The sequence below is a fragment of the Halovivax asiaticus JCM 14624 genome, from assembly GCF_000337515.1.
In the GTDB taxonomy this organism is placed as follows: Archaea; Halobacteriota; Halobacteria; order Halobacteriales; family Natrialbaceae; genus Halovivax; species Halovivax asiaticus.
In genome coordinates this window covers 304,786-331,334 of sequence record NZ_AOIQ01000014.1, presented here as the reverse complement: position 1 = coordinate 331,334, position 26,549 = coordinate 304,786, and the positions used below count along the sequence as shown (strand labels likewise).

General features: G+C 65.9%; 21 protein-coding genes. 7 read left to right on the top strand and 14 right to left on the bottom strand.

Features of this window, described 5'->3' with window-relative positions; genetic code table 11:
• Positions 1 to 20: 20 nt before the first annotated feature.
• Positions 21 to 1,679, bottom strand: coding sequence for a thiamine pyrophosphate-binding protein (locus C479_RS09160; RefSeq protein ID WP_007701317.1), 1,659 nt, complete (start codon positions 1,677 to 1,679; stop codon positions 21 to 23).
• A gap of 116 nt (positions 1,680 to 1,795) precedes the next feature.
• Between C479_RS09160 and C479_RS09155 the strand changes: the two genes are divergently transcribed.
• Positions 1,796 to 2,224 carry a DUF6069 family protein gene (locus C479_RS09155; protein ID WP_007701314.1) on the top strand — a complete coding sequence of 143 codons (429 nt, stop codon included), beginning with the start codon at positions 1,796 to 1,798 and terminating at the stop codon, positions 2,222 to 2,224.
• A 234-nt stretch (positions 2,225 to 2,458) separates the two neighbouring features.
• Here C479_RS09155 and C479_RS09150 read toward each other — a convergent pair whose 3' ends face one another.
• From C479_RS09150 to C479_RS09115, 8 genes are all read right to left on the bottom strand, one after another.
• Positions 2,459 to 3,421, bottom strand: coding sequence for a glycosyltransferase family 2 protein (locus C479_RS09150; RefSeq protein WP_007701312.1), 963 nt, complete (start codon positions 3,419 to 3,421; stop codon positions 2,459 to 2,461).
• 344 nt (positions 3,422 to 3,765) lie between these two features.
• Positions 3,766 to 5,256 (bottom strand): hypothetical protein, encoded by a 1,491-nt coding sequence (locus tag C479_RS09145; RefSeq protein WP_007701309.1) that lies wholly within the window; start codon positions 5,254 to 5,256, stop codon positions 3,766 to 3,768.
• An 84-nt stretch (positions 5,257 to 5,340) separates the two neighbouring features.
• A complete protein-coding gene (locus C479_RS09140; protein ID WP_007701307.1) occupies positions 5,341 to 5,937 on the bottom strand; it encodes a metal-dependent hydrolase in 597 nt (198 codons plus the stop codon).
• Complete coding sequence (locus C479_RS09135; RefSeq protein ID WP_007701305.1) at positions 5,937 to 7,007, bottom strand: DUF1616 domain-containing protein; 1,071 nt, start codon at positions 7,005 to 7,007, stop codon at positions 5,937 to 5,939. The genes C479_RS09140 and C479_RS09135 overlap by 1 nt, the downstream gene beginning before the upstream one ends.
• Positions 7,008 to 7,060: 53 nt before the next feature.
• Positions 7,061 to 8,482, bottom strand: coding sequence for a hypothetical protein (locus C479_RS09130; protein ID WP_007701302.1), 1,422 nt, complete (start codon positions 8,480 to 8,482; stop codon positions 7,061 to 7,063).
• Positions 8,483 to 8,803: 321 nt separating this feature from the next.
• Positions 8,804 to 8,989, bottom strand: coding sequence for a hypothetical protein (locus tag C479_RS09125; protein WP_007701299.1), 186 nt, complete (start codon positions 8,987 to 8,989; stop codon positions 8,804 to 8,806).
• 349 nt (positions 8,990 to 9,338) lie between these two features.
• The gene (locus tag C479_RS09120; protein WP_007701296.1) at positions 9,339 to 10,028 is read right to left on the bottom strand and encodes a helix-turn-helix domain-containing protein; all 690 of its coding nucleotides are present in this window, start codon (positions 10,026 to 10,028) and stop codon (positions 9,339 to 9,341) included.
• Positions 10,029 to 10,071: 43 nt separating this feature from the next.
• Entirely contained in the window at positions 10,072 to 10,254 is a 183-nt protein-coding gene (locus tag C479_RS09115; RefSeq protein ID WP_007701293.1) for a hypothetical protein, read from the bottom strand.
• Between the two features lie 201 nt (positions 10,255 to 10,455).
• Between C479_RS09115 and C479_RS09110 the strand changes: the two genes are divergently transcribed.
• Positions 10,456 to 10,800 (top strand): hypothetical protein, encoded by a 345-nt coding sequence (locus C479_RS09110; RefSeq protein ID WP_152415849.1) that lies wholly within the window; start codon positions 10,456 to 10,458, stop codon positions 10,798 to 10,800.
• A gap of 745 nt (positions 10,801 to 11,545) precedes the next feature.
• Here C479_RS09110 and C479_RS09100 read toward each other — a convergent pair.
• Positions 11,546 to 12,457 (bottom strand): hypothetical protein, encoded by a 912-nt coding sequence (locus C479_RS09100; RefSeq protein WP_007701288.1) that lies wholly within the window; start codon positions 12,455 to 12,457, stop codon positions 11,546 to 11,548.
• A gap of 659 nt (positions 12,458 to 13,116) precedes the next feature.
• On the opposite strand from C479_RS09100, the gene C479_RS09095 reads away from it, so the two are divergent.
• Positions 13,117 to 14,484: a helix-turn-helix transcriptional regulator gene (locus C479_RS09095; RefSeq protein WP_007701279.1), complete on the top strand. Its 1,368-nt coding sequence runs from the start codon at positions 13,117 to 13,119 to the stop codon at positions 14,482 to 14,484.
• A gap of 677 nt (positions 14,485 to 15,161) precedes the next feature.
• Complete coding sequence (locus tag C479_RS09085; protein ID WP_007701273.1) at positions 15,162 to 15,803, top strand: DUF7344 domain-containing protein; 642 nt, start codon at positions 15,162 to 15,164, stop codon at positions 15,801 to 15,803.
• Between the two features lie 846 nt (positions 15,804 to 16,649).
• On the opposite strand, the gene C479_RS09075 is transcribed toward C479_RS09085, so the two are convergent.
• Positions 16,650 to 16,889 carry a hypothetical protein gene (locus tag C479_RS09075; protein WP_007701267.1) on the bottom strand — a complete coding sequence of 80 codons (240 nt, stop codon included), beginning with the start codon at positions 16,887 to 16,889 and terminating at the stop codon, positions 16,650 to 16,652.
• A gap of 116 nt (positions 16,890 to 17,005) precedes the next feature.
• Here C479_RS09075 and C479_RS09070 point away from each other — a divergent pair, with 116 nt between their 5' ends.
• Positions 17,006 to 18,250: a sulfatase gene (locus C479_RS09070; RefSeq protein WP_007701264.1), complete on the top strand. Its 1,245-nt coding sequence runs from the start codon at positions 17,006 to 17,008 to the stop codon at positions 18,248 to 18,250.
• 96 nt (positions 18,251 to 18,346) lie between these two features.
• On the opposite strand, the gene C479_RS09065 is transcribed toward C479_RS09070, so the two are convergent.
• Entirely contained in the window at positions 18,347 to 18,703 is a 357-nt protein-coding gene (locus C479_RS09065; protein ID WP_161607168.1) for a HalOD1 output domain-containing protein, read from the bottom strand.
• Positions 18,704 to 18,870: 167 nt separating this feature from the next.
• Here C479_RS09065 and glmU point away from each other — a divergent pair, with 167 nt between their 5' ends.
• Together glmU and C479_RS09055 are read left to right on the top strand one after the other, a co-directional pair.
• Entirely contained in the window at positions 18,871 to 20,052 is a 1,182-nt protein-coding gene (gene glmU / locus C479_RS09060; RefSeq protein ID WP_007701257.1) for a bifunctional sugar-1-phosphate nucleotidylyltransferase/acetyltransferase, read from the top strand.
• A gap of 37 nt (positions 20,053 to 20,089) precedes the next feature.
• Complete coding sequence (locus C479_RS09055; RefSeq protein WP_007701254.1) at positions 20,090 to 22,204, top strand: oligosaccharide flippase family protein; 2,115 nt, start codon at positions 20,090 to 20,092, stop codon at positions 22,202 to 22,204.
• Positions 22,205 to 22,379: 175 nt separating this feature from the next.
• Here C479_RS09055 and C479_RS09050 read toward each other — a convergent pair whose 3' ends face one another.
• Positions 22,380 to 24,083, bottom strand: coding sequence for a hypothetical protein (locus C479_RS09050; protein ID WP_049907218.1), 1,704 nt, complete (start codon positions 24,081 to 24,083; stop codon positions 22,380 to 22,382).
• 11 nt (positions 24,084 to 24,094) lie between these two features.
• Complete coding sequence (gene glmS / locus C479_RS09045; RefSeq protein WP_007701250.1) at positions 24,095 to 25,906, bottom strand: glutamine--fructose-6-phosphate transaminase (isomerizing); 1,812 nt, start codon at positions 25,904 to 25,906, stop codon at positions 24,095 to 24,097.
• Positions 25,907 to 26,549 lie beyond the last annotated feature (643 nt).

The window sequence follows — 26,549 nt, the reverse complement described above, 5'->3', positions numbered from 1 at the left end:
GCGCGATCTCCGTTCGGCGGTCACTCCGCGAGCCACTCGCTGGCCTGCGGTTCGTGCGGGTCCGTCGGGACCTCGACGAGGACCGGCTCGTCAGCCGAAACGGCTTCCGAGACCGCCTCGGCCACCGCGTCCCGGCCCTCCGCGCGTCGAGCCGTCATCCCCATGCTCTCGGCCATCGCGACGAAGTCGATCGGCGCGTCGGGCCAGCCGTAGGCGCTCTCGGCGAGTGCGTAGGAGCGTTCGGCCTCCTCACTGATGATCGCGTAGTCCTCGTTGCGGAAGACGACGATCGTGAGCGGGAGGTCCTCGGCGACGGCGGTGTGGATCTCGTGGATGCACATCATGAACCCGCCGTCCCCGGTGAGGACGACGACGTCTTCGTCCGGGTTCGCGACCTGCGCACCGATCCCCGACGGGAGGCCGGTGCCCATGGTCGCCCAGGAGCCGGGGTTGACGTAGGATCGCGGGCCGTAGGCGGGGAAGGCGTTGAGTCCCCAGACGCGGAAGCCGCCGGCGTCGGCCGCGACGACGGTCTCGCGGGAGAGGGCGTCGCGGACCGTTTCGAGTGCAGTGACGGAGGTGAGTGGGGCGTCGGTCACCTCCAGCTCGGCGATGTGTTCGGCGAAATCGTCACGGACGGCCGCCGCGCGGTCGGAACCCGGCGTCTCGTCGGCACCGGTCGGGCCGGCGACGTCGCGCTCGGCGAGGGCCTCCCCGATGGCCGGGAGCGCGTCGGCGGCGTCCGCCAGAAGGCTGACGGCGGGTTCGTAGCCCGTTCCCAGATCGTCCGGATCGAGCGTGACGTGGACCAGCTCGTCGGGTACGTCGACGGACCAGGCGCGAGTCGCGACCGCGTCGAAGTTCGTCCCGACGGCGAGTGCGGCGTCAGCCTCGGCGAGTAAGGAGAGGAGTGCCGGCGGGGCGCTCCCCGAGAGCGTGCCGGCCGAGAGCGGGTGGTCGGCCGGGATCGTCCCCTTGCCCTTGTATGTAGTCACGACGGGCGCGTCTAGTCGCGTCGCGACGGCCTCCAGATCGACGCTCGCGTCCGCCGATCGGACGCCGCCGCCGGCGATGACGACCGGTTCGTCGGCGTCGGCGAGGAGGTCCGCGGCGGCCGCGACGTCTGCCTCCGCGGCGCCGGACGGCCCGTCCCGCGAAAACTCGGGCGGCTCGGCCACGGCCACATCCTTTCCGAGGAAGTTCTTCGGGATGCCCACCCGGACGGGACCCGTCGGGGCCGTCTCGGCGATAGCGATGGCCTCCTCGAGCGCGGCGACCGCGCCCTCCGGGCGTTCGACGAGGACGTTCTCCTTGACGACGTTGTCGTAGGTGTCCGGCGGCGTCTCGTGGATGCCCTCACCGCCGCGGATCTCGGGTTCCGTCTCGACGGCGATGTGGACCAGCGGCGTACAGTCGTTGTACGCGTTCTTCAGCCCGTTCATCGCGTTCATGTCACCCGGCCCCGGAACGACGACTGTCGCCGCAGTCTTGCCGCTGGTCTCGGCGTAGCCCCACGCCTGGTGCGAGACGGCGGTCTCGTGGCGAGCCATGACGAACCGGACGTCGTCGCGCCCACCGATCGCCTCGTTCAACGGCAGCGTTTGCTTCCCCGGGATCCCGAAGACGGCCTCGATCCCGCTCTCGGCGAGCCGGTCGACGACCGCAGTGCTCACGCGCATGCTCGGCCGTTCGGGAGGCGAGTATTTCAACGGCCGTGTTCGTCCCGAGGGTGGCTGGCGGCGAAGCGAAATGGGTACACTCTAACCGTCCTGCGTGCAACTCGCCGGACAGACACATGGCATCGCAATTCGACGCCGCCGGTGAATCGATCCCGACCGCGACGCTCGCCGTCAGAGGCGTCGTCGCTCTCGTCCTCGCGCTGGTGGGCAACGGCCTCCTGCTCGGCGCCGTCCTCGCGGCCGACCTCGTCGCGTCGATTCAACAGCTGTCCGTCGGCCCGGTCGCGCTCTTTACGGTCCTCGGCGTGCTCGGCGCAACGCTCGTCTTCGGCCTGCTCACGCGCCGGTCCGACCAGCCGGATCGGACGTTCGTGATCGTCGCCGCGGTCGTCCTCCTCCTGTCGTTCGGCCCGGATTACTGGGTGCTCCAGAACGAACCCGGCGCGACCGTCGGTGCCGTGGCGGTACTCGTCGGCATGCACATCGTCGCCGCCGCAGCCAGCGTCGTCGCGCTGACGGATCGGTTCTCGCCAATTGCGCGGTGAGCGGCCGTCGGTTCTCGGTGCGCATCGCGAATCCGATGACCGAGTAGTCGACTCGGGACGAGACGCACTATCGAGTACGCGAAGCTGATCCGAGTAGCGGGAGTGTTTCGGTTCTGAGACGTCGATCCTGCCGTCGGAGCGACCCACGACGACACGGTGGCGGTCTCGTTCCGGGAGTGACACGGCACGTCTGACGGTCGAGCCGCCGACGCATCGACGGCTGGTGAACGCGACTTATCGGCGTCGTCGGGCGAGCATCGCCCCGAACCCGACGACGGACGTCGCAAACAGCACCGACCGCCACCGTCGACCGCCTGACGCGGCGAACCACATCACCGACGGGACCTCTCGTGGGCCGACGGACGCTCGCCGGAGTTGGCGAAGTCCCGTCCGGAACCGTCCCTCCCGGAGGTAATACTTGGCGAGAATGAGCGCGTGCGAACCGTGTACGTCGTAGCCTCGTGACTCGGACTCCCGGACCAGGTCGTCGTGTTTCGCCAGGAATTCCTCGTCGGCCGCGGCCGCCGTGTCGGCGTCTGGCCACCCCGAGTAATGGCGCACGACTAACTCCGTGGGGACGTGGGCGAGTTTCCCCGCTTCGAGGACTCGCAACAGAAAGTCGGGATCCTGAAACCAGCCGAGCGACTCGTCGAAGCCGCCGATGCGCTGGGCGATCTCGGTCCGAACGAGCAACGTCGAACCGGCTCCGGTGTGGAACGTATCGGCCAGCGTCGGCCCCACGAGTTCGTCGCTCCCTTCGACCCGGTCGTCGCCGGCGCCGATCGAAAGCACGGTGGCGGCCGTCTCCCTGATGGAACCCTGAACACCGGGAATTTTGACGTCGTAATCGCAGTAGACTGCGACGAACTCGTCGTCAGTAGCGAGGCGGTCGAGCTGGGCTTCGAGCTTCCGGGGGCGCCACTCGTCGTCGGAATCGAGGAACGCGACGAAGTCGCCGTCGGCGGCGTCGATCCCGGTGTTTCGTGCCTGGTTCGCGCCGCGATTGGTGTCGTGCGCGATGTACCGAACCCGGTCGTCGCGGTAGCCCGTGACGACGGCCTCGGTGTCGTCCGTCGATCCGTCGTCGACCACGAGGAGCTCGAAATCGTCGGCCGTCTGCGCGAGGACGCTGTCGATGGCTCTGGAGAGTAACGCGGCTCGGTTGTACGTCGGGATAACGACCGAAACGGTGGGCATCGCCACGGTATACGAACAGTCCGGTCATTACTACGGACCGGCTAAGCCGTGCTGGGCGGGCGCGAACTGTCCGTTCTGCGTCGTCCAGCACGCTCGCCAGCAGACGGTCACGCCGATCAGGTCCGTACGCACGACGCGACCGCCGGTCCCCAATGTGAGACGGACGATCGACCGGGACGCTCGCCGTCTACGACGTATCGGCGCGTTCCGTGGCAACCGTCGCAGTGCCCTCGCGGCTCACGGGTCGCTTACGCTCCCCGCTCGACTATCTCGAGGCCCTCTCAGCACTCGGCCCTCGCGGCTCACGGGTTGCTTCGTTTACCGTTCGCAATTCCGAAGGCTCGCTACGGCTCCCTCTCTCGAATGCCGCCGTAGAGCGTGCAGTCGACGATCTCGATCCCGTCGCCGTCGAGCAGGTAGAGCGCGGGATACTCCCCCCACGAGTCGGCGGTCACACCGTGGAAGCGGGTTCGCGAGCCGGTGTTGTACAGGGGATAGTTACTCGCCATGTAGGTGCCGCCGGAGACGAGACAGTCGTCTCCGTGAACGTCGATGGCGCGCCGATCGGTTCCGGGCTGGTAGACTTCGAGGTCGTGAAACTCGCAGTGATCGCGATAACAGAGGACCGCAGGGCGACCCGCTTGGCCGGTCGCCCAGCCGGAAATCGACAGGTTTCGGGCGACGATGGGGCCAGGCGCGTCGCCGAAGATGGCCAGCCCGTATCCGCCGCCGTCGAGGTGGATCTCCGTGTCGTCGATCGAGACGTGGTTCGCGGTCGGTGAGACGACCATCGCGGTGTTCGGCCGGTCACCGACCGTGATCTCGACACCCTCGATGTGTGCCGTCTCGACGTCGTCCTGAACCGAAAGGGCGTACCCGTTGGGTCGGCTCAGGCCGATGCTGACGTTCTCAGCGCGGAGGTCCCGGCCTTCGTCGAGGCGAAGACCCCGCTGGTTGACGTCCTCGGGTCGATTTGCGTCGACTTCGATTCGAGTCCCCAAGACGGCGCTGCCGTCACCGGCGATGCGAACGTTCGCGACGTTGCTGTTCCGGAATCGACCGCCTTCGACCAGCACGCGACCGTCCGGCGTCGAGGCGTACAGCCCGTTGTCCGGGAAGCCCCCGATATCGAGGTCCCGCAGCCGGAGGGTCCCGCGATGGTAGGGACTCACGAGGACGCCGGTCGGTCCGACCTCGATATCGCCGGGCGTGTTCACGGAGTACTCGCCGCCGTCCGGGGCCGCGAACCGTTCGACCGTCCCCCAGCCGTCGGGGTCGAGGACGGTGAACAGCGCCGGGCCGAACGTGCCGCCGTCGTGCTCGCCGACGACTCGAACGTCGCGGACCGACAGTCCGGTCGTGACCTGGGCCTCGAGCGCCCGGACACCCGTGTCCGGCGCCCTGTAGTCGAACGTGAATCCCTCGAAGCGGAGGTTCCGGCCGGGGTTGGCAAGTACCCCAAGCCGGAAGAGCCACGGCGCGCTCGTATCGAAGTTCGGCGTCGGAACGATGGTCGCGTCGTCCCCGACGAACCCGATATGGTCGTAGCCGGCGGTTCGAAACATCTCGTCCATCGCGTACGTCCCCGGCGGGAACCGGAGAAGGGTATCCGTCGTCCCGACGCCGGCGAGTCGGTTCAGGACCGGGTTTATCGGTTCGCTCCCGGTGTTGTCGGCACCGGCCTCGACTACGTCCACGACGGTTCCGTACCCGCTGGACTGTGCGGAACTGGTACCCGTGATCGCGACCGAGGTCGCAGCTGTCGCTGCGGCCGTCGCCGTCGTCAGAAACGTTCGCCTGTTCGACCGGTTCGAGGTGTCGTCGTTGGGTTGCATCCACCGGCCGCCACTCATAAATTGCTATTATATGTTACATACCGTTTCGCCGAAGAAACTGTTGCACAACGATTGGCAATGCACTCAGCCGGTGTGTGAGGCCCCGTCTACCCAGTTGGCCAGGATCGACCGACACTCCGCGACGACGGGCGCGCCGTCGTATAGCCAGACGGCGACGACCGCCCCGGCCAGCGCGAGTTCGAACACGAAGAGCGGCCCGAGCTCGAGCGCCCGGAGGCGGACGACCCACTCCCGAAGGAAGAACGTCGTTCGGGCGATCAGTCCGGCCCCCGTCGGGGCCGGCGGCGACGGTAGTATCGGCCACAGCACGGCCGTGAGGGCCAATTCGTCGCCGAGGACGAACGGGTACACCACGTCGCCGACGAGGTGGGAGGCGTGGCCGACGAGGAACGCGACCGCGAGGGGCTCCGACCCGCGGCGGCCGAGCCGCGACCACACGAGCAACGCGAACACCGGGTAGACGAACGCGGAGTGTGCGACCGCGTATCCCGACGGAAACACGCCGACCGTCCACGAGAGAGGCTTGTCGACGAGGTCGGGAAAGAGGGCACCGAACCCGGCCGCGAGCGCCACCCGCCCGTCGGGGGATTTCCCGTAGACCCCGCGGCTGATCAGCGACGCCAGCAGGTATGCGAAGGCGACGTGCTCCCACGGCCACATCAGCGGTCGCTCCCCGGCGCCTGGCGCGCCGAACTAGCGGCGACAGAGTCGGACGCCGTGACGTCGACGGGGAGTCGAAGCGACCGGTAGGCGTTCTCGAGGCTCGGGTCCGCCGGCGCACCGTCGCGGTAGAGGAGAACGACGATTCGGACGTCGTCGCCGGTGGTCTCCGGCGTCACGTCCGCCGTAACGGTTCGGGTCTCGCCGTCGGCGAGTTCGAACTCGCCGCGCTCGGCCGCCCGCTCGTCGACGACGACCGGTTCCGCGTCGCTTCCGTCGAGATGTTGGAGAGCGACCACGTACTCGTACTCGACCGACGACCCCTCGTGATTGCCGACGGCGAACTCGAAGTCCGCCGCTTGCCCGTCGACGAGCGTCGACGGATACAGCGCGGTGGTCTCGTTAGTCACCTCGCCGGACTGGATAGAAAGTTCGGTGAAACGCTCGTCGTGGGGTGATGCGGCGAAGGCATAGCCGACCGACGACGCGAGCACCAGCAGACTCACGACGAGTAGCAGCCGCGCACCGGGGTGAGACGTCGACGACGCCTGCGTCCCGAGCGGTGACGATGCGCTCCCGAACCCGGACGATCGATCCGGGAGCCTCGGAAGCGAGGCGACGAACCGTTCGTTCGCGGGGTGGCGAGCGCGGGCTACGGTGGCCGCGACCAACAATGCGGCCGTCACGCCGAAGACTCCAGCCTGTAACGGCTCGGCCGCGATGGGGGACGGCGAGAAGTGGACTCCCAGTGCGATTCCGGGGACGACGACGAGACTCCAGACGATCGCGAGCGGGATTCGCTCGACGCCGCCGATCGCGTGATTGTCGCGTGCGAACCTGGCTCGAAGGCCGGCATTCGACCCGCCGTTGGCCGACTCCGTCGTCGGCGAGCCGGCGGTCGGATACGACAGCGAGACGACGGCGTATCCGGGGAGAAACACCACGATCGGGACGAGAAGAACGAGACGCACGATTCCGTGGAGGGAAACGGCGACCACAGCTGCGGCGAGTACCACCCACGAGAGCGCGACCAGCAGGTCGAGATATCCGCGGAGGTTGCGTAGCTCCATCAGCGGGAAGCGACGAACACTCGCCCCATTATTATCGGTCAGCTAAGACGGGATTAGATCGCGTTTCCGGACATCGAAAGCCCGTCGCAGCCGAGGTCGAGGACGCCCCCGACCAGCGTGTTGGCTTTGAGTCTGACGTCCGCGCTCGTATCGGTCAATCGGATCGCCTCGTATCCGTCGTAGGAGTTCATCTCAGCCGACTCTATCCACGTCCCCGTGCCGGTGACCACGATGGGGTGGTGGGTCGATTCGTACGTGCCCTCGTAGACGAGGCAGTCGTCGGCGTTGATCTCGAGGGCGCGGCGGTAGTCGCTCCCGGGCTGGTCGATGTCCAGCCCACGGAACTCGCAGTTGTCGCGTTCACACCGGATCGCGTTCCGGAAGACCGCCCCCGACGCGGGGCCCGTGATGGTGACGTCCGAGCAGCCCACCTCGCCGGGCTCGCCGACGCCTTTGATCTCGATCGCGTTTCCGCCTCCGTGCATCTCCACGCGGGACTGCTGGACGTAGGTCGGGCCGGCGAACTCCTCGACCACGATGGCCTGGTTGGTGCGGTCGGTGTGTTGGGTCACCGAGGAATTGTGAATGCGGGCCGATTCGACCCCGTCGAGGACGGTGATGCCGTTACCGTTCGGTTGTTCGAGCACGACCGCCGTGTCGAGCACCTGGAGCCACGACCCCTGGTCGAGGCGAATACCGCGCTGGTTCGTGAAGTACTCGTGATTGTCGTCGACGATGACGGTCGCGCCCACGATCCGGCTCCCGTCCCCGCCGATTCGGAGGTTACTGGCGTGGCTGTTGCGGTAGACGCCGCGCCGGACGATCACGGTCCCGTTGGCGTTTCCAGCGTAGACGCCGTTGTCGGGGAAGCCGCCGAGCTGGCAGTCGGCGAGTTCGACCGTCCCGCGGTGGTACCGACTCACCATGATACCGGTGGGGCCGCGCCAGAGGTTGCCGGCGTTGGGCGTGTTCGACACCCACTCCGCACCCGCGGGTGCCCGGAACCCCTCGACGATCCCGGTTCCGTCCGGGTCCGTCACGTCGAACAGGCCGGGGCCCCAGGTCCCGCTGTCGTGTGTTCCGTTGATCGTCACGTCGCGGACGGTGAGCCCGTCGGAGATTTGGGCCTCGATAGCTCGAATGCCGGTGTCGGGAGCCGTCTGGTCGATGGTGAACCCTTCGACCAGCAGGTCGTGGCCCGGGTCGTGGTAGACGCCGAGACGGAAGAGCCGGCGGTTGAACCACTCGAACTCGTAGTAGTCGCCCGGAACGATGGTGGCGTCGGTGCCAACCATCCCGAAGTGGTCGAAGCCGGTGTGACGGAACTCCTCGTTCATTCGGTATCGGCCCGGCGGGAAGACGAAGAGCGTATCGTCGCCCGCGTGTGCGTCGAGAACCCACGTGATCGATTCGGTCCCCGTCGTGTCGGCGCCGGCGTCGGCCACGTTCACGACGGTGCCGTATTCGTCGCTCAATTGATCGATTCTGTCGGTCGACGCCGCAGTGGCCCGCTCGACGAGCGGAGGCGCTGCGCTGGCGAGAAGACCAGTCGAACCAAGCGCCGCGAGATATTCCCGCCGAGGAACGGAACTCGTCGATTGGTCGGTCGCTGATTCGTTGCGCTTCGTTGCTGAAGTATCGTCTGAATTACCTCTCCATGCCATAATGATATCCACACGTCATAGTCTGTGAACGGTGAATATCACGTATTCGAGAACAATGGTCGCTTGCATTAGACTAGCCACCTTTTAAACATCGGACCAGGGCGTTTCGTCGATCCGACTGGTTCGTGCCGATCACGACCCGTCCGACTCAACGACGATTCTGACGTCGTCGCCATCCTTGCGGCGGTACGTCGCGGGATCGACTTCGTTTCCGTTGACCGTGATGGAGACGGTGGTGCCGGACTCGTCGCCGCGGTAGGTCGTCCCGTCGTCCGCCAGGGAGTCAGACCGGGCGTCGACGTAGAACGATCCAAGCACCTCCGACTCGAGAGCCGCACAGCCGGTGCGATCAGTACGCCGATCGCGGCCACAATGCCGACGCGCCGGAGTGTCCGGCCATCGGGTGGCAAGATAGCCGTGTCTCAGATGGGGTGCGTTCGGGATTTACTATCAGGCCCCTATTCGGTGGTTTAGGCGGTATCAAGGTCGTCTCCTGGTGGATCTTGCAGTGGACACGGGATCGTACCGACGCGCCCGCCGAAGAACGGGCCGAGCGATTTGGTACCCGTGGTGCCGCGGACGGACGCCGTCCTCACGGCGATCCTCGCACCACTGGGCAGTCGTCGCGGGTTCCTCGCACGCGGTTGTGTAGTCGCCGCGGGAGGGGTCAGTACTCACGCCGGGCGAGGAGGGTGCCTCCGATGAGTTCCGCCGTCGCGCGGCGGAGTTGCTGCGAGACCGCCGAGGTCGAGCGGTCGAACGACTCGGCCAGGTTGGTCTGGGAGACTTTTCGCGGAATGTCGAAGTATCCGGTCTCGTACGCGACCCGAAGGATGCGTTCCTGTTCGGGGCTGAGTCCGTAGGCGTGGCGGTGCTCGACGCCGTCGGTGTCCCGTACCCGCCGGATCGACGGGTCGACGCCGGCGTTCCGACACGCGCGAACGAACTCGATGAGCGAGTCGCGGTCCGGGACCTCCATCCGAAGTCGCCAGCCGTCGTGTGCCCCTTCGGCATCGTGCACGTAGGCGTCCGCAACATCGATCGGAGAGAGCCGTTTCCGTCCCCGAGCCGAGAGGCCGAGACGGTAGATTCGCCGATCCGCGAGCGCTCTCACGAGCGCGGGATCGGTGACTGTCGGGTCGTCGGCGAGACCGGACTCGAATGCCGCCACGTCGCCGCCGAATACGGAGACGAAGAGCCGCTGCGTACCGAGGATCGGCGATCGGGGCCGGACGTGCGTCTCCGGGGCATCGGCCAGCGCGGGCAGCAGCGGCAGCGTCGGGTGGTCGAGTCGAACGCGGACGAAGAGCGCGTACGGTCGGCGAGCGACGTCCGACTCGTCGGGATCACTACTCATGAAAGGGGATCGCGGCTAGGTGTTCGCACACGGCCAGTCCGGTTCACCGACGCCGGTCGAGCCGGGTGATCTCGACCATCCACTCGATGCCATCGGCTTCGTCCGTGACGTCCAACGCTCGCGGGGTCTGAACGTTGCTCCGCTTCGCAGTCTGTATCAGGTCCGCCAGCGCGGACTCGAACTCTTCAGCGGTCCAGTCGGTCGTGTCTATCTCGGTGTTGGTCACGGGCGTTCTCTTCGGCGTGATCGTCGTGTACAGGTAAATGGGCTCGATCGTTGCGTCCGTCGCAACAACTTAGCGACCACATAGTCGGCCGTCGGGATCACCGGGTGAGTGCGCCAGTAGCGCTTTGCGGTGGGTACGCTCCGTTGAAATTTGCAACGACACACCATATTTATCCCCGGGCACAGAGACGTCCGCCTATAGATGAGCTGGCAGGAGTCCCCCTCAGATTCGAATTCTAGACCGGTGAGCGGCCCGATACGCACGGAATTACCGCCAGACACGTCGATCGGGTACGAGGCGTTCCGCCGACGCGTTCGAACGGCCGTCGAGCAGTCCCGGACGCCGATCACCGTGGGCGAACTCGCCGAACGGCTCATCGCGACCGCGGACGTGAATGCGTACGCCGTCATCCACGATGCACTGTACCGCGACCACCTCCAGTCCCTCGACGTGGAGGGAGCACTCGTCTTCGACATGGACGTCGGACTCGTCTATTCGGCGGGAACGACCGACGACCGGCGGGCTGACGGGTCGCCGGGGAAATAACGACAGTTCATCGTCGCCACGGAGTCGATGTCGATCGGGCGTCCAACGGTCTTTTCGCTCGGTCCGGCGGGCGACGCCAGTCCTGTCCGTCGTTTCGATCAGCGTCGCCGGCACGAGTTTCGGCTTGGTACGATCTGGGAGTGTGCGTCGTCTGCCTGCAAGTGTTTTCGGTGACGAGGCAGCAGCGGCGCCAAACCCGGACGGGTCGAGAACGAACCGGCGACCGGTCTCGGCCGAGACGCTGTAGTGGTCGGCTCACGCGGGACGGCGTCCGACGCCCCGTCGGCGCTTCGCCATCCGGGCTGGCTCACACCGCGACCGGCCCTCCTCACCGACTCTTACAGTGTCGCACCCGCTGGGGACGTTGCCACGGTGATTGAGTGGTTCGATAGACCGGGTCGACGGCCACCACTAACGGGTCCGTGTCTCGACCTGAGACGCGCCCGTTCGCGGGGAGACGACGCACGCATCGAACCGGTCATGGTGGTCCCCGCGTCCGTCGTCTCTTCCCGTGACGCACCGTTCGGCCCCGTGCGACTGGCCGGGGTGATCGATGGGCCGGTCGGCCTCATAGTCGTACGGAACCGGAACACGGTACGATCGCCGTGATAAGATCGCTCGGTAGCCAGTGTGGTCCCTCGCCACGAGCGCCGCTTGGCCGAAGAAAGCGTGGTGGATCCACGATGCGTCGTTGTGGATCCAACGATACCACCCGCGAGCCGTCGTGGAAGACGGTTCTCGGTCGTTACTCGTCCTCTTCGACGACGATCTCTACGGCATCACCGTCTTTGAGGATGTACGTAGTGGGGTCGACCGACTCGCCGTTCACGGTAACGTCGATCTCGGCGTCGTCACCTGCCTCGTAGGTCGTATTATCGTACGTGATGCTGTCCTCCGTCACTTCTATGCCGGGGAGCGTCGACAGCGCGTACTCGATCGTGACGTTGATCGAGTGACCGTGCCATCGACCCGGCTCCTCGCCGCTGTGGAAGTGGAAGTAATCGTCGGCGTGAGTGTACTTCTCTTCGGAGAAGTCGACGGTGGTGTCGTCGACGGTTAGCTCGAGGGTCCCGTGGGGATGGGGATGGCTCTCCTCGAAGTACGCTCCGGGCGTCTCCGTGTTCTCCGTGTGGACGGTGACGAAGACGGCGTCGCCGTCCTCGAGTTCGTATTCGGCTGGGTCGACCGATTCACCGTTCACTCGATAGCTGACGGTCGTCTCGTCTCCGTCCTCGTAGGTCGTCCCGTCGTAGGTCAGCGAGTCGGCTTCGGCGTCGATATCCAACTGCCCTAGCGCCCCGTCGAGGGTGACCGACGCGTCCCCGGCGTGCCAGGTGTGCTCGCCGTCACCGCCGAGCCAGAAACTCGCGTTCGCACTCGACTCGTCGTCGGCCGACTCGGCTTCGGGGTGGGTATCGACCCCGTCCACCGCGAGCAGGATCGAACCGCTCGCTGCGGCGTCCGCGTCGCCCGACGACTCGTTCGTCGCTCCGTCATCCGACTCGTTGTCCGTTTCGTTATCGAGACCGTCACCGGCCGTTTCGTTCGACTCCGGCGTCGCTCCGTCGCCGCCGCCGAGACCGGCGCAGCCCGCCAGCACGAGCATGAGGCTCATCGCCACGGCGATGCCGACGGATCGGTTTATTCGTAGTTTCATGCGATTGGTCCTCCGGTTCGGGTCGCCCTTACTATTCAGCTGGTAAGTGGCGACGACGCGAGCGTTCGACCGATTCGTTGCCGACGCACGCGCCCAGTGACAGATCCGCCAGCCGCTGGAGGCGATCGTGAATCGGCAGCCGGTCGATCCGGGTCAGTTCCCGATCGATATCGGCCGAAACTATCTTTAGCAGGTAACTAAGCCAAGTCTTAGCGCCCTACTAAGGCGATCTCGAAGCTTCTCGAGGGTCAAATTACTAGCGAGCGCTGTAACCGATGCTCGTTCGCTCATCGTCTCGGCGCTTCGGCGATCGAGAGCCGATTCTGTCCAGCTGGAACCGGATAATTTTCCTGATACAGGCCGGAAAATAGACGCCGAGCGTCTGACAATTGAAAATCAATATATAAAACAATAGTATAAATACTGTTTCGTGGACGTATGAGTGAAAACCGAGAAGTGAATGGCTAATCGTCTGTTTTATTGATCAGAAGGTATATAGTCGTGGAATAAGAGTCTCTCACAATCAGAATATGAGAGTCGAAATCACTCGGAGAAGGGTAACCGTCGTACTCATTCTCCTCCTCACCGCGGGGATACTACCTCACGCCGCTGTAGCCAGCGGCGCGACTCCCGACGCGAACGCGACGAATGGTTCGGCCGTGCAGATCAACGGATCGATCGCGGTCAACGCAACGGACGCTACCATCACGACAGCAGCAGACGAGTTCGCGACCGTGAACGGAACGCAGTACTTCTGGCTGTCGACGAGCGATCGATTCAACGCCACTGGCTCGGTGCAGTCGCCCGGAGCGTACGCGCTCTGTCTCTCCGACGATTCGAACGATACGGCACCCACGTGCGAGCAGTTCGTCACGACCGAAAGCGGGGCGAACGCTACCACGACCACCGTCTCTCTCTCACAGAACCACACGCAACCGGTCGACTCGACTCAACTGACTCTCAGTCTGAAAAACGCGACCACCGACGCAACGCTCGACTCTCAACAGATCACCTTCGTCGAGAAGTCGGGGGACCTCGACGACGACGGACTGTCCAACGAGCAAGAACGAAACCACTCCACGAACGTGACGGTGCCAGACAGCGACGGCGACGGTCTCGCGGACGGGCCGGAGGTCTACGAACACGGCTCCGACCCGACGACCGCCGATACCGATGGCGACGGCCTCGCGGATAGGGCGGAGGTCTACGAACACGGCACCGACCCGGCGACCGCCGATACCGACGGCGACGGCCTCGCGGATGCGACGGAATTAGAAGCCGGCACCGTCCCGTATCGGGCGGATACGGACGACGACGGTCTCGTGGATGGGAAGGAACTTGCCGTCGGCTCGGATCCGACTGACGCAGACACCGACGGCGACGGGCTGACCGATGACGAAGAGATAAATCTGTACGGAACGGACCCGATGCTCACCGACAGCGACGGTGACATGCTGAACGACAGGATAGAAGTGACGTACGGCACCGACCCGATGGACCGGCTCTCACCCGCGTGGCTCCCGGTTCTCCTCGGGTTCCTCGGTGGCGTCGCTCTCACGGTCGTCGCGACCAGACGCGGTCTCGCGTCGATGGGCTCCAGCCTGCGAGAGCTCGCAGCGAACCCCCTCCGACGCGCCCCGACGATCGTGGGCGACGAACGTCCGGAGGCCGTCGAATTGGAATCCGACCTGTACACGCCGACGGAATCCGACGGGGAGTCCGCAACCGACGTCGTCGAGCGGGCCGAGGATCGGCTCGTCTCCGACGAGGAACTCATCGAGCGGATGCTTCGCGCCGAAACCGGACGAATGCGACAGAGCGAGATCGTCGAGATCACGGACTGGTCGAAAGCCAAGGTCAGCAGGCGCCTCTCCGAGATGGCCGACGGCGGCTCCATCACCAAGGTCCGGGTCGGCCGCGAGAACCTCATCTGCCTCGGGGACGCGGTGCCGGAGATCGCGATTTCCAGGCAGGCGTCCGCGCCGAGCGGGCCTGGTAGACTAACCGCTACCACGACCCGACCGTAGGCCGGTAGCGGCGGCGATACGACCGCGCGACACGCCTATGCTGGGCTGGCGTAGGTCGCGACGGCCCTGTCTGACATCGCTACCGATGGGGCCGTCTGACACCAGATTCCACGCGGGGGCGACCCGACCGCCGTCCGTCATCGAAGCGTTTCACGGGGTCGCGGCAATCGCGCTGAACCGTTCCGTCCGTCGATATAGCGGCACGTGGGTCCAGCCCGCGGCTCGAATTCGCCGGGACGGCCGTGGCCGCCACGAGCGGTGCGAACAGGCGTCCAGTCATCCGACGCGACGCCCCGATTCGACCGATTGACGGCACCTTCGGGATGGAGAACGTACCGATCCGGAGCGGTACTGGAGAGACTGGGCCGACCGATACGGATGAACGCCCCCTCTTCGACGGATTCGACCGCGAAGACGAGCGTGGGGGCCCGGTCGTCGACATCAGGCGGCCGCGACCCGCTCGATGCCGTCGAGTTTCAGTTTCTCCGATCGCGACGTCGCGCGAACGGACTGGCTCGGCTATCGCGCTCGGAACGGAGGTGATAGGGGCCAGTAGCGCCGGAGACACCGATGAAACGATCGGAACGGTCCGAAACAACGGTTCCGAAACAGTCTCACATCGGTAACAGTCTGCCTTATATTAGCTCCCGGCTCGGAAAGGCAGGTCTTGTCTGCCCATGACAGTGAATACGGAATCGGTTGACGTACAGGCCGTCGAAGAGTCCGACGCCGACGACGTCACCGAGAACACGATCGCACGCGACGAAATCTTCCACATACTCCAGTGTCGCCGCCGTCGGCTCGTCCTCAAGTACCTGCAGGAGTTCGACACGCCGGCCAAGATGACCGACATCACCGAGCGCATTGCGGCCTTCGAACACGATACGACGGTCGCCGCGCTCAAGTCACAGGAACGCCAGCGCGTCTACATCGCGCTCTACCAATCTCACCTCCCGAAGCTAGACGACGAGGGAATCATCGAGTACCAGCAAAACCGCGGCATCGTCGAACGGACCGAACGTGCCGCCGCCTTCGACCGCTACCTCGACGAGGAACCGTCGCTGCGCGACGACGTGTCCGAACGCCCGATGCACGACGCCGGTGATGCCACCCGCGAACGCGACACGCCCGACACGCAGACCGAGGCGTTCAGCTGGGAGCCAGCTCACGCGTACGTGGGCGCCAGTGTCGCCCTCGTCGCCGGTATCTACGCGACTCTCGCGAACACCATCGTCCCGTCGGGAGTCGGCGCCGCGATCGCCGTGATCGCCGTCGCCGTGTTCGCTGCGAACTGGATCGCGAGTCACTCGGACGAGTAATTGCCCGCCGAAGCGCACTCACTCGGTGTCGTTTTCCTCGACCCGTCCCGCACGCACCTCCCGCGGACGCCGCTCTTCGATTCGATAGCCATGTCGACGAGCGACGCAGATCGTCGCCGGGCACGTCGTTCATCTCGTGACGACGTGCCCGGCGACCGATCGAAGTCCGGCGAGGGACGATGGGAAGAGGGAGCTCTACGGAATTACCGACGGGCGACCGAGGCTTCCGTCTCCGACGGGGACACGAACCCGTCGACCTCGAACGCTACGCACCCCCAGAATGAATGTGGCGCGGCCCAATACCGCCCGTCGGCGTGTCGGCCGATCAGATACGAGTCACGATTCGTTGCGGATATCACCTCCTGGAGCGGGACGCTCCGACTCGAAAGATGTCGGTATCCGTTCTCCCTATTCACGTGCTAATGGCGACCGTTTCGTGGTCGGACGAAGCCGTTACCGGTCGAGTACGCCATCAAGACGCGGATGCGAGACGAGGTACCGGAAGTAGCAGTCGAACGCCCCCGTCGACGGAGTGACGGGCTGGACGGCGGCCGCCCCAGCGTGTCGAACCCCGGCGACGCGTCCCGAATGGGCGGTAGCGACGACGAGGTCGACGCCCAGGACGCGGGCCGGACCGAGGTGGACGGCGTGTTTTCTCGTCCGTGCACGAAAAAGCGGACTGCTCGGCTGCACGACGCCGTGACAGGACGACGACTCCGGGCGCCCGGTGTCGCAGTCGGGGGACGGCACGGTCGAAGCGGCCGCGCAGATCGAGGCGGCCGATCTCGATCGGCCTGGACGTCCTCCGTGCGGTGTCTCGCGTCGCACGAGGCGACGCGACGACGATCACTCGAGGTAGCCGAGTGACTTGAGCCGGTCTTCGACTTCGTCGCCGTCCACCTGCTCGTAGCCGTCGTCGGTCTCCGACTCGACCTGTGCCAGTACTTCCTCGAGGACGTACGAGGCGTACGCCTCGGGCGTCTCGAAGTCGGTTCGTGCGAGGCGTCGCTCGATCCGATCGACGAGTCGGTCGGGAATCTCGATGCTGCGAGTGGGTTCGGGCGTCGATCCGTGGACTTGTTCCATACCTCGCCACCCGATCGCCGACCACAAAAGCTCAGGTCATCGTTATCTCCGGTTCAGCTGCGGCTGACGACCTTAGCGACGGGATAATAAACCCGGTGACGCGCAGGCGGTAGGCCATGTCCGACAGCCGAAGCGTCGTTCTGGTGACGATCGACAGCATCCGCGCCGATCACTGCGGGTTCGGTGGTAACGATGGCGGGCTCACCCCGAATCTGGACGAGCTCGCGGCCGACGGGCTCGTGTTCGAGAACGCCGTCGCGCCGGCGCCGGCAACCCACGGCTCGGCGACCACGTTCTTGACCGGCGAGTTCCCCGTCGAGCGCGACGGTGCTCGCGGCAGCGATCGGGCCTCGATGAAAGCCTACATCCGAGAGCACCTCGCGGCCCGTGACACCGTCGCCCAGCGGTTCTCGCGGATGGGGTACGAGACCGCCGCGTTCACCGCGAACCCGTGGACGTCCCGATACTTCGGCTTCAACGACGGTTTCGACCACTTCGAGGATTTCATGGAGACCGACGCCTCGAAGGGGTTTCTCGCGGACGGCGAACGATCGAATCCGCTCTCGTCGCTGGTTCTGAAGGCGATGAACTGGTGGCAGGGCCAGGACATGTTCATGTCGTGGGAAGCGTTCTACGACGACATCGTCGCGTGGACCGAATCCGCCGACGAACCGTACTTCCTGTGGGTGTTCCTGGTCGACGCGCACCTACCGTACCTGCCGCCGACGGGGTATCGATCCCGATCGTCGCTGGTGACCTATCCGGCGAACCTCGCGCTGTTCGCCGACCGTGCCGGCGACGGCCTCGTACGGCCGTTCCACGGCGTCCTGACGCAGACGTACGAGGATACGATCCGGTACACCGACGAATTCGTCGGCCGCGCGACCGCCGAGTTCGGCGGCGACCCGCTCTTCGTCGTTCACGGCGACCACGGCGAAGCCTTCGGTGACCACGGGATGTACGGTCACGGTCGAGACCTCTACGACGAACTGATCGACGTGCCGCTGGTCGTGGCCAACGGTCCGACGGGTCGTGTCGAGCGACCGCTGCCCCTTCGGAACCTGCCCGAGTTACTCACGTCGCTCGCCCGCGAAGAGGACTACGAGGCCGCCCTCGACACGTACGCCTTCTCGCACAACCGAATGCCGAAAGTCGCCGTCACGGGCGAGACCTGGAAGTACATCTGGCAACCCGACGGCGACGAACTGTACGATCGCTCGACCGGTGAGACGACCGAGTGTGACGCCCCCGAACTGCGCGAACTCGGTGCTCGGCTGGTCGACGACTGGCACGAATCGCACGCAGAGCGCGAGCGCATCGCCGCGGCTGCGACCCGACTCGCCGCAGCTGACCACCTCTAGCTCCCGACGCTGTCGGCGTCTCTCACTCCTGCTGCGGCCGACCCCTCTTGCTCCCGCTGCGGTCGATTTTCGCTACCTCTCGGCACGACCGCCCCTCTAGTGCCGGTCGAGCGGTCGATCGAAGTACCCGTTGTCGTCGAGGGAATCGAGCGCCTCCCGGAGGTCGGAATCGGAGAAGGCGACGCCGTCGACGGAGACCGTTCCGCTGCTCGTCACCGCGACGGTGTGTACGCCGGTGTCGAACTCGAACTGCCACGCTCGGCTGTCTCGCGTCTCCAGCGCTTCCAGCGCCTCCAGGACGCCGTGGTCGATCGCGTCGTACAGCGGCGACGACTCCCACGGGTGCACGTCGTCCGCCGCCGCCAGCGCCAGACACACCCGGGTACTCACCGAGGGAGGAGTCGGTTGCTCGCAGGTGGTGTGTTTCGAACGCACGGTGGGTTTCGAACTCATTCGATGGATGGCTACGACCGTTCATCGAATACTTATATCGTGGATAACCGGCTCTGACACCCCACTCGATGGTGAGGGCACGTCGATGGCGCCGGGATATCGGGCGGCGGCCGACCCGGTTAGCTGTCGAATAGTAAACCCACTCGTGACGGAACTGACGACCTAGGATGCAAGCCGTAATTCTGGCAGCAGGGAAGGGGACGCGCATGCGTCCGCTGTCCGACGAGACTGCGAAACCGATGCTCCCCGTCGTCGACCGGCCGCTCGTCGCGCACGTCGCCGATGCGGCGGTCGAGGCGGGCGCCGACGAACTCGTGCTGGTCGTCGGCTACGGGGCCGACCAGGTACGCGAGTATTTCGGCGAAGAGTACGCTGGCACCCCGGTCGCGTACGCGGTCCAGACCGAACAGGCGGGGACCGCCGACGCCGTCCGGGCTGCGAGCGACCACCTCCGTAGAGAGTTCGCCGTCCTCAACGGCGACAACCTCTACGACGTCGAGAGTATTCGAACCCTCTTCGAGTCGGGGCCCGCGGTCGGTGCGCACCAGGTCGCGGATCCGACGAACTACGGCGTCCTGTCGACCGACGGGCGGACCGTCACTGACATCGTCGAGAAACCGGACGACCCGCCCACCGACCTCGCCAACGCGGGGGCGTACGTCTTTCCCGAGGTGGCGATCTCCTGGCTCGACGTTCCGGAGAGCGAGCGTGGCGAGCACGAACTCACCGACGTGCTCTCGCGCGTGATCGAGGCCTACGACGTGACCGCGGTCGAACTCGACGAGTGGCTCGACGTCGGCCGGCCGTGGGAACTGCTCGAAGCGAACGAGCGACGCCTGGGCGACATCGAGCGCCGAGTCGACGGCGACGTGAACGACGACGCGACGCTCGACGGGTCGGTCGTCGTCGAGGCGGGAGCGATCGTCAAGCCTGGCGTCGTCGTCGAGGGGCCGGCGATCCTTCGACAGGGCGCGACGGTCGGGCCGAACGCCTACGTCCGGGGCGGGACGGTCGTCGGACCGGACGCGACGGTGGGACACGCGGTCGAGGTGAAAAACAGCGTCCTCCGGCGCGGAGCCACGATCGGTCACCTCGCCTACGTCGGCGACAGCGTGCTCGGGCGCGACGTGAACTTCGGTGCGGGGACGAACGTCGCCAACCTTCGCCACGACGAACGCGACGTTAAGCTGACCGTGAAGGGCGAGCGGATCTCGACCGGCCGGCGGAAGTTCGGCGTCGTCGTCGGCGACGACGCGAAGACGGGCATCGACACCAACCTCCAGCCGGGGGTGCGACTGTCCCCAGGAACGACGACGCTCCCGGGGGCGGACGTCGACCGGGATGCATAGTGGTCCACCATGACCGAACGCCGCAGCCGGTAACCGAATGAGTCGAAGTATTACCCGCGGCTTCGTGTCGATCCTCGGAACGAAGGTGCTCGTATTGGCACTCGGTATCGTCACGTCTCCACTGTTAGCGACGCTGCTCGGCGAATCCGACTACGGTGATTACAGTTTCCTGCTGTCGGCGTTCTCCATCTTCATGATATTCGTCAGCTCGGGCGTGACCGATGGCGTCCAGAAGTTTCTGGGCGAGAACCGGTCGGAAGCGGCGTGGAGCGAGCACGTCGTCGGGTTCTACTTTCGGCTAGCGATCCTGCTCGGGCTGGCGGGTTCGGGGCTGATGGTGTGGTTCGCGGGCTCTGACCTGCTGCCGAGGCTGGTCGAAGGCGAGCGGTTCCGGCGGTACTTCGTCCTCCTCGCGGGCCTCGTCGTTGCTGCGCAGTTTCGTTCCTACGTCAAACGGACGTTGATGGGATTCGGTCTCGAACCGTACGCGGAGTCGCTCACGATACTCCATCGGTTTACGTTCGTGGGGATCGCGCTGGGACTCGCCGCCCTCGGCTACGGTGTCGAGGGAGTCCTGGTCGGGCACATCGTCGGCAGCACGGTGCCGGCGCTCGTCGGCTTCGTTCTCGTCGCCCGGCGCGTCTCGATCCTCGAGACGCTTCGCATCCCGCCCCGGTCGTTTCCCCGGCGCGAACTCCTCTCGTTCAACGGGATGAGCATCGTCCTGGTGGCGTTGCTGATGTCGCTGTACCACGTCGACGTGATGATGATTCGCGTGTTCGTCGACGGACCGTCGACCGCGTTCTACAAGGTCGCGCTGGTCCTCGCGGAGTTCCTCTGGGTCGTTCCGATGGCGCTGCAGACGGTCCTGCTGCACTCGACGTCGGAGCTCTGGTCACGGGGCGATCACGAACGCGTCAGTCGGATGGCCGCGAAGATCACGCGGTACACCCTGCTGCTCACCGCCTTGCTCGCGGTCGGTATCGCAACGCTCGCACCGATCGCGATCCCGCTGCTCTGGCCGGACGAGTACGTCGCCTCGCTCGCCCCGCTGTACCTGTTGCTTCCGGGTGCGGTCGGGTTCGCGATCGCCCGCCCCGTCCTCGCGATCGCACAGGCCAACGGCAACCTCCGACCGCTCATCGCGGCGACCGGCGTGGTCGCCCTCGTCAACGTCGTCCTCAATTGGGTCCTGATCGCCCAGTTCGGCATGCACGGGGCGGCGGTGGCGACGAGCGTCAGCTACGGGCTGATGTTCTTCTTGCACGTCTGGAGCGCCCGCCGTCTCGGGTTCGACCCGCTGGCCGACGCGCGCCCCCTTCGCGTCGGGGTCACGATCGGCCTGAGCGCTCCGCTGGTCGTCGCCCTCTCGATGTACGTCGAGGCGCCGTTACTCTCGCTCGCGATCGTCCCCGTCGGTGGGGCGGCCATCTTCGCCATCCTCGCGCTTCTGACCGGGGCGATCGGTTTCACCGAAGTGCTCGCGATCGCCTCGTCGCTCCCCGTCGTCGGATCGGGAGCGGCATCGCTCAAGCGCCGAGTCGAGTTCTCGTCCGGCGCTGACGCAGTCCGGTTGTTCCAGCGCGTTCTGATGCTCGCGGGCGTGGTCATGATCGTCGTCGGCGCGAGTTCGACCATGCTCGGCACGCCGATACCGATGGGTGACGACGATATCGAGATCACGTTGCCCGATCTGACGTCGGAACCAACCGACCCGACCGAGAACGCGACGGGCGATACCGCCACCGGTGAGGAGGGGACGAGCGAGAATTCGACCGATGGCGACGACACCGTCTCGGATGGTGATGACAACCAATCCGACGGCGGCGGCATCGGTGACGGAAACGAGTCGGATGATGGTGGCATCGGCGACGGCAACGAATCAGACGACGGCGGCAGCATCGGTGACGGAAATGAATCAGACGACGGCGGCAGCATCGGTGACGGCAATGAATCAGACGACGGCGGAAGTATCGGCGACGGAAACGAGTCGGATGATGGCGGAAGTATCGGCGATGGCAACGAATCAGACGACGACGGCAGCATCGGAGACGGAAACGAGTCGGACGATGGCTCTGGCGACAGCAACGAGTCGGACGGCCTGTTCGGTTCCCTGATCGACGATATTCTGGCTGACGATTCAGACGGGTGAACTCCCTGCGCCCTTCAGGACGGGGGTTTAGCCGAGTGATGATTTCCGTACCGACACGGCCGACGAAGCGGCCGCCACGTCTCAACCGACAGTGACGGAAGAACTGACGATCACCGAGGACAAACTGACGGTCAGCCACTGCGCGACCGAACCGCTGAAACGGGTTCCGGGCAACTCACTCCGACCGAAGCCGAAACTGCTCGGCGGGCGGCGAGAGGAGACGGGCCGGTTCGGGTTCCGTGTCGCACTCCAGGCGCCCGAGCCACGTCGTCGCGTCGTTGATTCGGAGCTTCAGTAACACCGGAAGGCCGTGGAGGGACGGTTGGTCCGGGAACAGTTCGTCGTCGAGATTCGCCCGCTCGTACTCTTCGCGCCGATCGGGCCACGCGTTCTCGAAGGCGTCGAGAAACGGCGCTCGCTCCCGGACGAACTGCTCGACCTCGTTGAGGGTAACCGAGTCGTGCGGACGGTCCGGCGGGCGGTGGCGGAGGACGTCGCCGTCGATCCGCTCCAGCGCCCGGCGGAACGTTCGCGTGTTGCGATATTCTGGCGGCGTCCGGAGGTGCCAGTCGACGAGTTCACCGTCAGCCGCGGGGAACGACTCGAGGAAGTGATCCGCCAGGTGCGTCCGGAACGGCGCCGTCGGCTGATTCGCGATGCCGACGACCGCACAGCCGTCGTAGGTCGAGTCGTAGCGACCTGCGAGTCGGCTGAACTCCCGGCCGACGGCATCTCGTGCGAATGCCAGGCTCTCCGCGGGCAGTTCGCCGTCCAGCCCATCGCACTCGCTTATCGGAACGAACCCGAACGAATCGGTCACGAGACTCGTCGCCGGGTCGAAGTCGGTCGCGAGCCGGGACCGTGGGAGCGCGTGACCAAGCGCGGAAAACTCGTCTCTGGGCAGGTAGTGACCGCGCAGGAACGTATCGAACAGCAATCCGTGGTACATCGTCTCCACGTCCATCCGGTCGGCGAAGGCCGCGTGATGTGCGTGAATGGACTCGCGGATACCGTTGCCGTACCGGACGGTCGAAAACCCGGTGGTCAGGTAGTCGCCGTCGGCCTCGAACGCGGTATGATCGCTCCCGTACTGGTCGGCGATTCGGGCTGCGACCGCCGCTTCCCGGCCGTTCTGACGGGTTACCGTGTAACAGGCGTCGACGTCCGTCGGCCCGGCGAGGAACGCCCGCGAGTCGTAACCCGCACTCAACAACAGTCCTTTTCGACCCGGCAGGTGACGCCGGCGTTCGAGCGCCCGTTCGAGCCTGCCGGCGAGCGCCTCGACGTAGTCGAACTCGGTCGGTCGGTAGACGAACCGGTCGAACGTCCCGGTCCCGTCGGCGTGGAGTCTCCCGTCGAACGGCGCCCGATGGAGTTCGCTCACGAGCGTCTTGTCGCCGAGGACGACGCCCAAGTGGAGGAACTCGAGCAGACTGTCACGCCGAACGGTCGAGTCCGGGATGGTCCGGGCCACCTCGAACGCGTCGGTCCCGAACACCCGCACACCGGAGGCGTCGGCGTAGAAACACTCGACGGTCCGAGCCGGGTCGGTGGCGACGTAGGCGGTCTCGCCGGTGTCGACCGCGGCGAGGTACGAGCCGCTCACGTCGGCCATCGCATCGAATCCGGACGCGTCCCTGCGCTCTAGCGCCAGCGCCGCCGGTGACGTAGCCGACCCGGGAGCGTACGCCTCCCCCACGAGTGTACATACTCGATCGCCGTCGGCGTGAACGGCGGTCCGTCCCGGCATTCCGATTCCGACGTCCCGGACGCCGACGGTGATCGACCGCCCCTCGACGACGCGATCGAACGACGACGGCGACCGAAAGCGCGAAAACGTCTCGCTGTCGCCAAACACTCCGAAAAGTTCCCTGTTCATCGAATCAGTCGTCACTCGACGGTGACGCTCTTGGCGAGGTTGCGCGGCTTATCGATCGCGCGGCCCAGTCGATCGGCGGTGTGATAGGAGAGGAGCTGGAGCTGGACGTTGGCGAGCAACCCGGCGAGGTCGGGATGCGACGCCGGGATCTGCAAGCTGGCGTCGGCCACGTCGTCGATCCGGTGGCCGGGCGCGGATACCGCCACGATGGGCGCACCCCTGGTCTGGGCTTCCTCGGCGTTCGTCACCGTGGTGCCGTTGTCGTCACCAGTGACGACGGTGAACACGGGCGTCCGGGGCGTAACGAGCGCGAGCGGCCCGTGCTTGAGTTCCCCGGCGGCGAAGCCCTCGGCGTGTTCGTAGGTGATCTCCTTGAACTTCAGCGCCCCTTCGATGGCGACCGGGTAGCCGGGACCTCGACCGATGAAGAAGAACGCGTCGCTCCCGAGGAACTCCTCGGCGACGCGCTCGGCATCGCCACGGTCGAGGACGGTACGGACGTCCTCGGGGAGCCGTTCGAGCGCGTCGTAGAACGCAGCCGGGTCGTCCCACGGGGCGACGTCGGCGACGTCGGCGGAGACCCGATGCGCGAGCAGGGAGAGCACGACCACCTGCGAGGAGAACGTCTTCGTCGCGGCCACTCCGATCTCGGGTCCGGCGCGGATAAACAGCGCGTCGTCGGCCTCGCGGGCCGCGGTCGACCCGACCACGTTCGTCACCGCGACGGTGCGTGCACCCCCCGATGCCGCGCACTCGAACGCCCGAAGCGTGTCGGCCGTCTCGCCGCTCTGGGTCACCGCCACGACCAGCGTCTGCTCGTCCACCGGAATCGAGTCGTCGTACTCACTCGCGCGGAACGACTGGGCCGGGATCCCGGCGTTGTTCAGCAACTGCGCGCCGTACTTGGCCGCGTGGAAGGACGTCCCGCACGCGACGAACTGGATGCGCTCGATAGCCGCGAAGGTCCCCGGCGGAAATGGATCGAGGTCGGGGGTGGTCCCATCGTCGTCGATGCGACCCTGGATAGCGTTCGCCAGCGAGACGTCCTGCATCTCGATCTCCTTTCGCATGTAGTGGGGATACTCGCCTTTGCTGGTTTCTTCTGCGTCCCACGCCACCACCTCGCTCGCGCGCTCGACGGGACGGCCGTCGAGCGTCGTGATCTCGACGTGGTCGGGCGTGATGACGCCGATCTCGTCGTCCTCGAAGTAGATCACCTCGTCGGTGTGTTCGAGGAACGCGGGAACGTCGCTGGCGAGGAAGTATTCCTCGTCGCTCACTCCCAGGACGAGCGGTGAGCCGCGCCTGGCCGCGAAGACCGCGTCGACACCCTCGACCATCGCCGCGATGGCGTAACTCCCGTCGAGATCGCGGACCGTCTTTCGGAACGCTTCCTCCGGCGGATGGGCCGACAGGTAGCGCTCGAAGCGGTGCGGAACCACTTCGGTGTCCGTGTCGCTGGTGAACTCACAGCCCGCCGCTTCGAGCTCCCGGCGGAGGGCGGCGTGGTTGTCGATGACCCCGTTGTGGACGACGGCGACCTCGCCGGTCGTGTCGGTGTGCGGGTGAGCGTTATCGTCGGTCGGCGGGCCGTGCGTGGACCACCGGGTGTGGCCGATACCGATCCCGCCGTGGATCCGGCTGGCTGACACCGACTGTTTGAGGTCGGTCACCTCGCCGCTGGCTTTCCGGACCGCAAGGCCCGTTCCGTTCTCCACCGCGATCCCCGCGGAGTCGTAGCCGCGGTATTCGAGGCGTTCGAGGCCGCCGAGCAACCGGTCGACGCCGTCGTCCTCGCCCACGCGCGCGATAATTCCGCACATCTCAGATCCACCCTCCGTCGGTGGTGGCTCGGCCGCCGATGTCTAGCGAACCCGTCGAAGACCGTCCGGGGATGGACCGCGTTCGTTTCTGCTCACTGTTGTGCCTACTGGTCGGTTCCATGCTCGTTCGGTCGGCCGCCCTTCCTATTCCTATAGAGCGGGTAAGCACCGGGTTATCGCTCGAATAAGATCTGGCGGGTCGCCGGGAGAGTTCACCGATCTGATCGTTGCATCGAGTTCTCTCGACGCCCCGGTTTCGAGTTCGGTGTACGGTCCCACTCCGTACGGGACCTGACGGTGCACGTCGTGTCCCCTCGAACGCGCCGTCGACGGCCGGCTGTGCGATCGAATCGTTCGTCGACGCATCGACAGGCCGTCGGATTCCGCGCTCTGTCCGCTCTCGACGGGGAAGCACGTCCCGGTGTCTGTCCCCACGAGTCGGGCCGCACCGGGATCGAAGCGCTGGCGCCCGGAATCGAGCAGTACTGGTCGTCCATCGTGAGGGTGTTCGCCAACCGGCCGCCCGAGCGCTACGAGCGGCCACGACCGAGTGATTTGGTTGGTTCGCGGGGCGCTGCGGGTATCGATGGCGCCGATGCCGTGGGAAGGGAGTACGCGCTGCCATCACCGGGGCCGTCCGAGA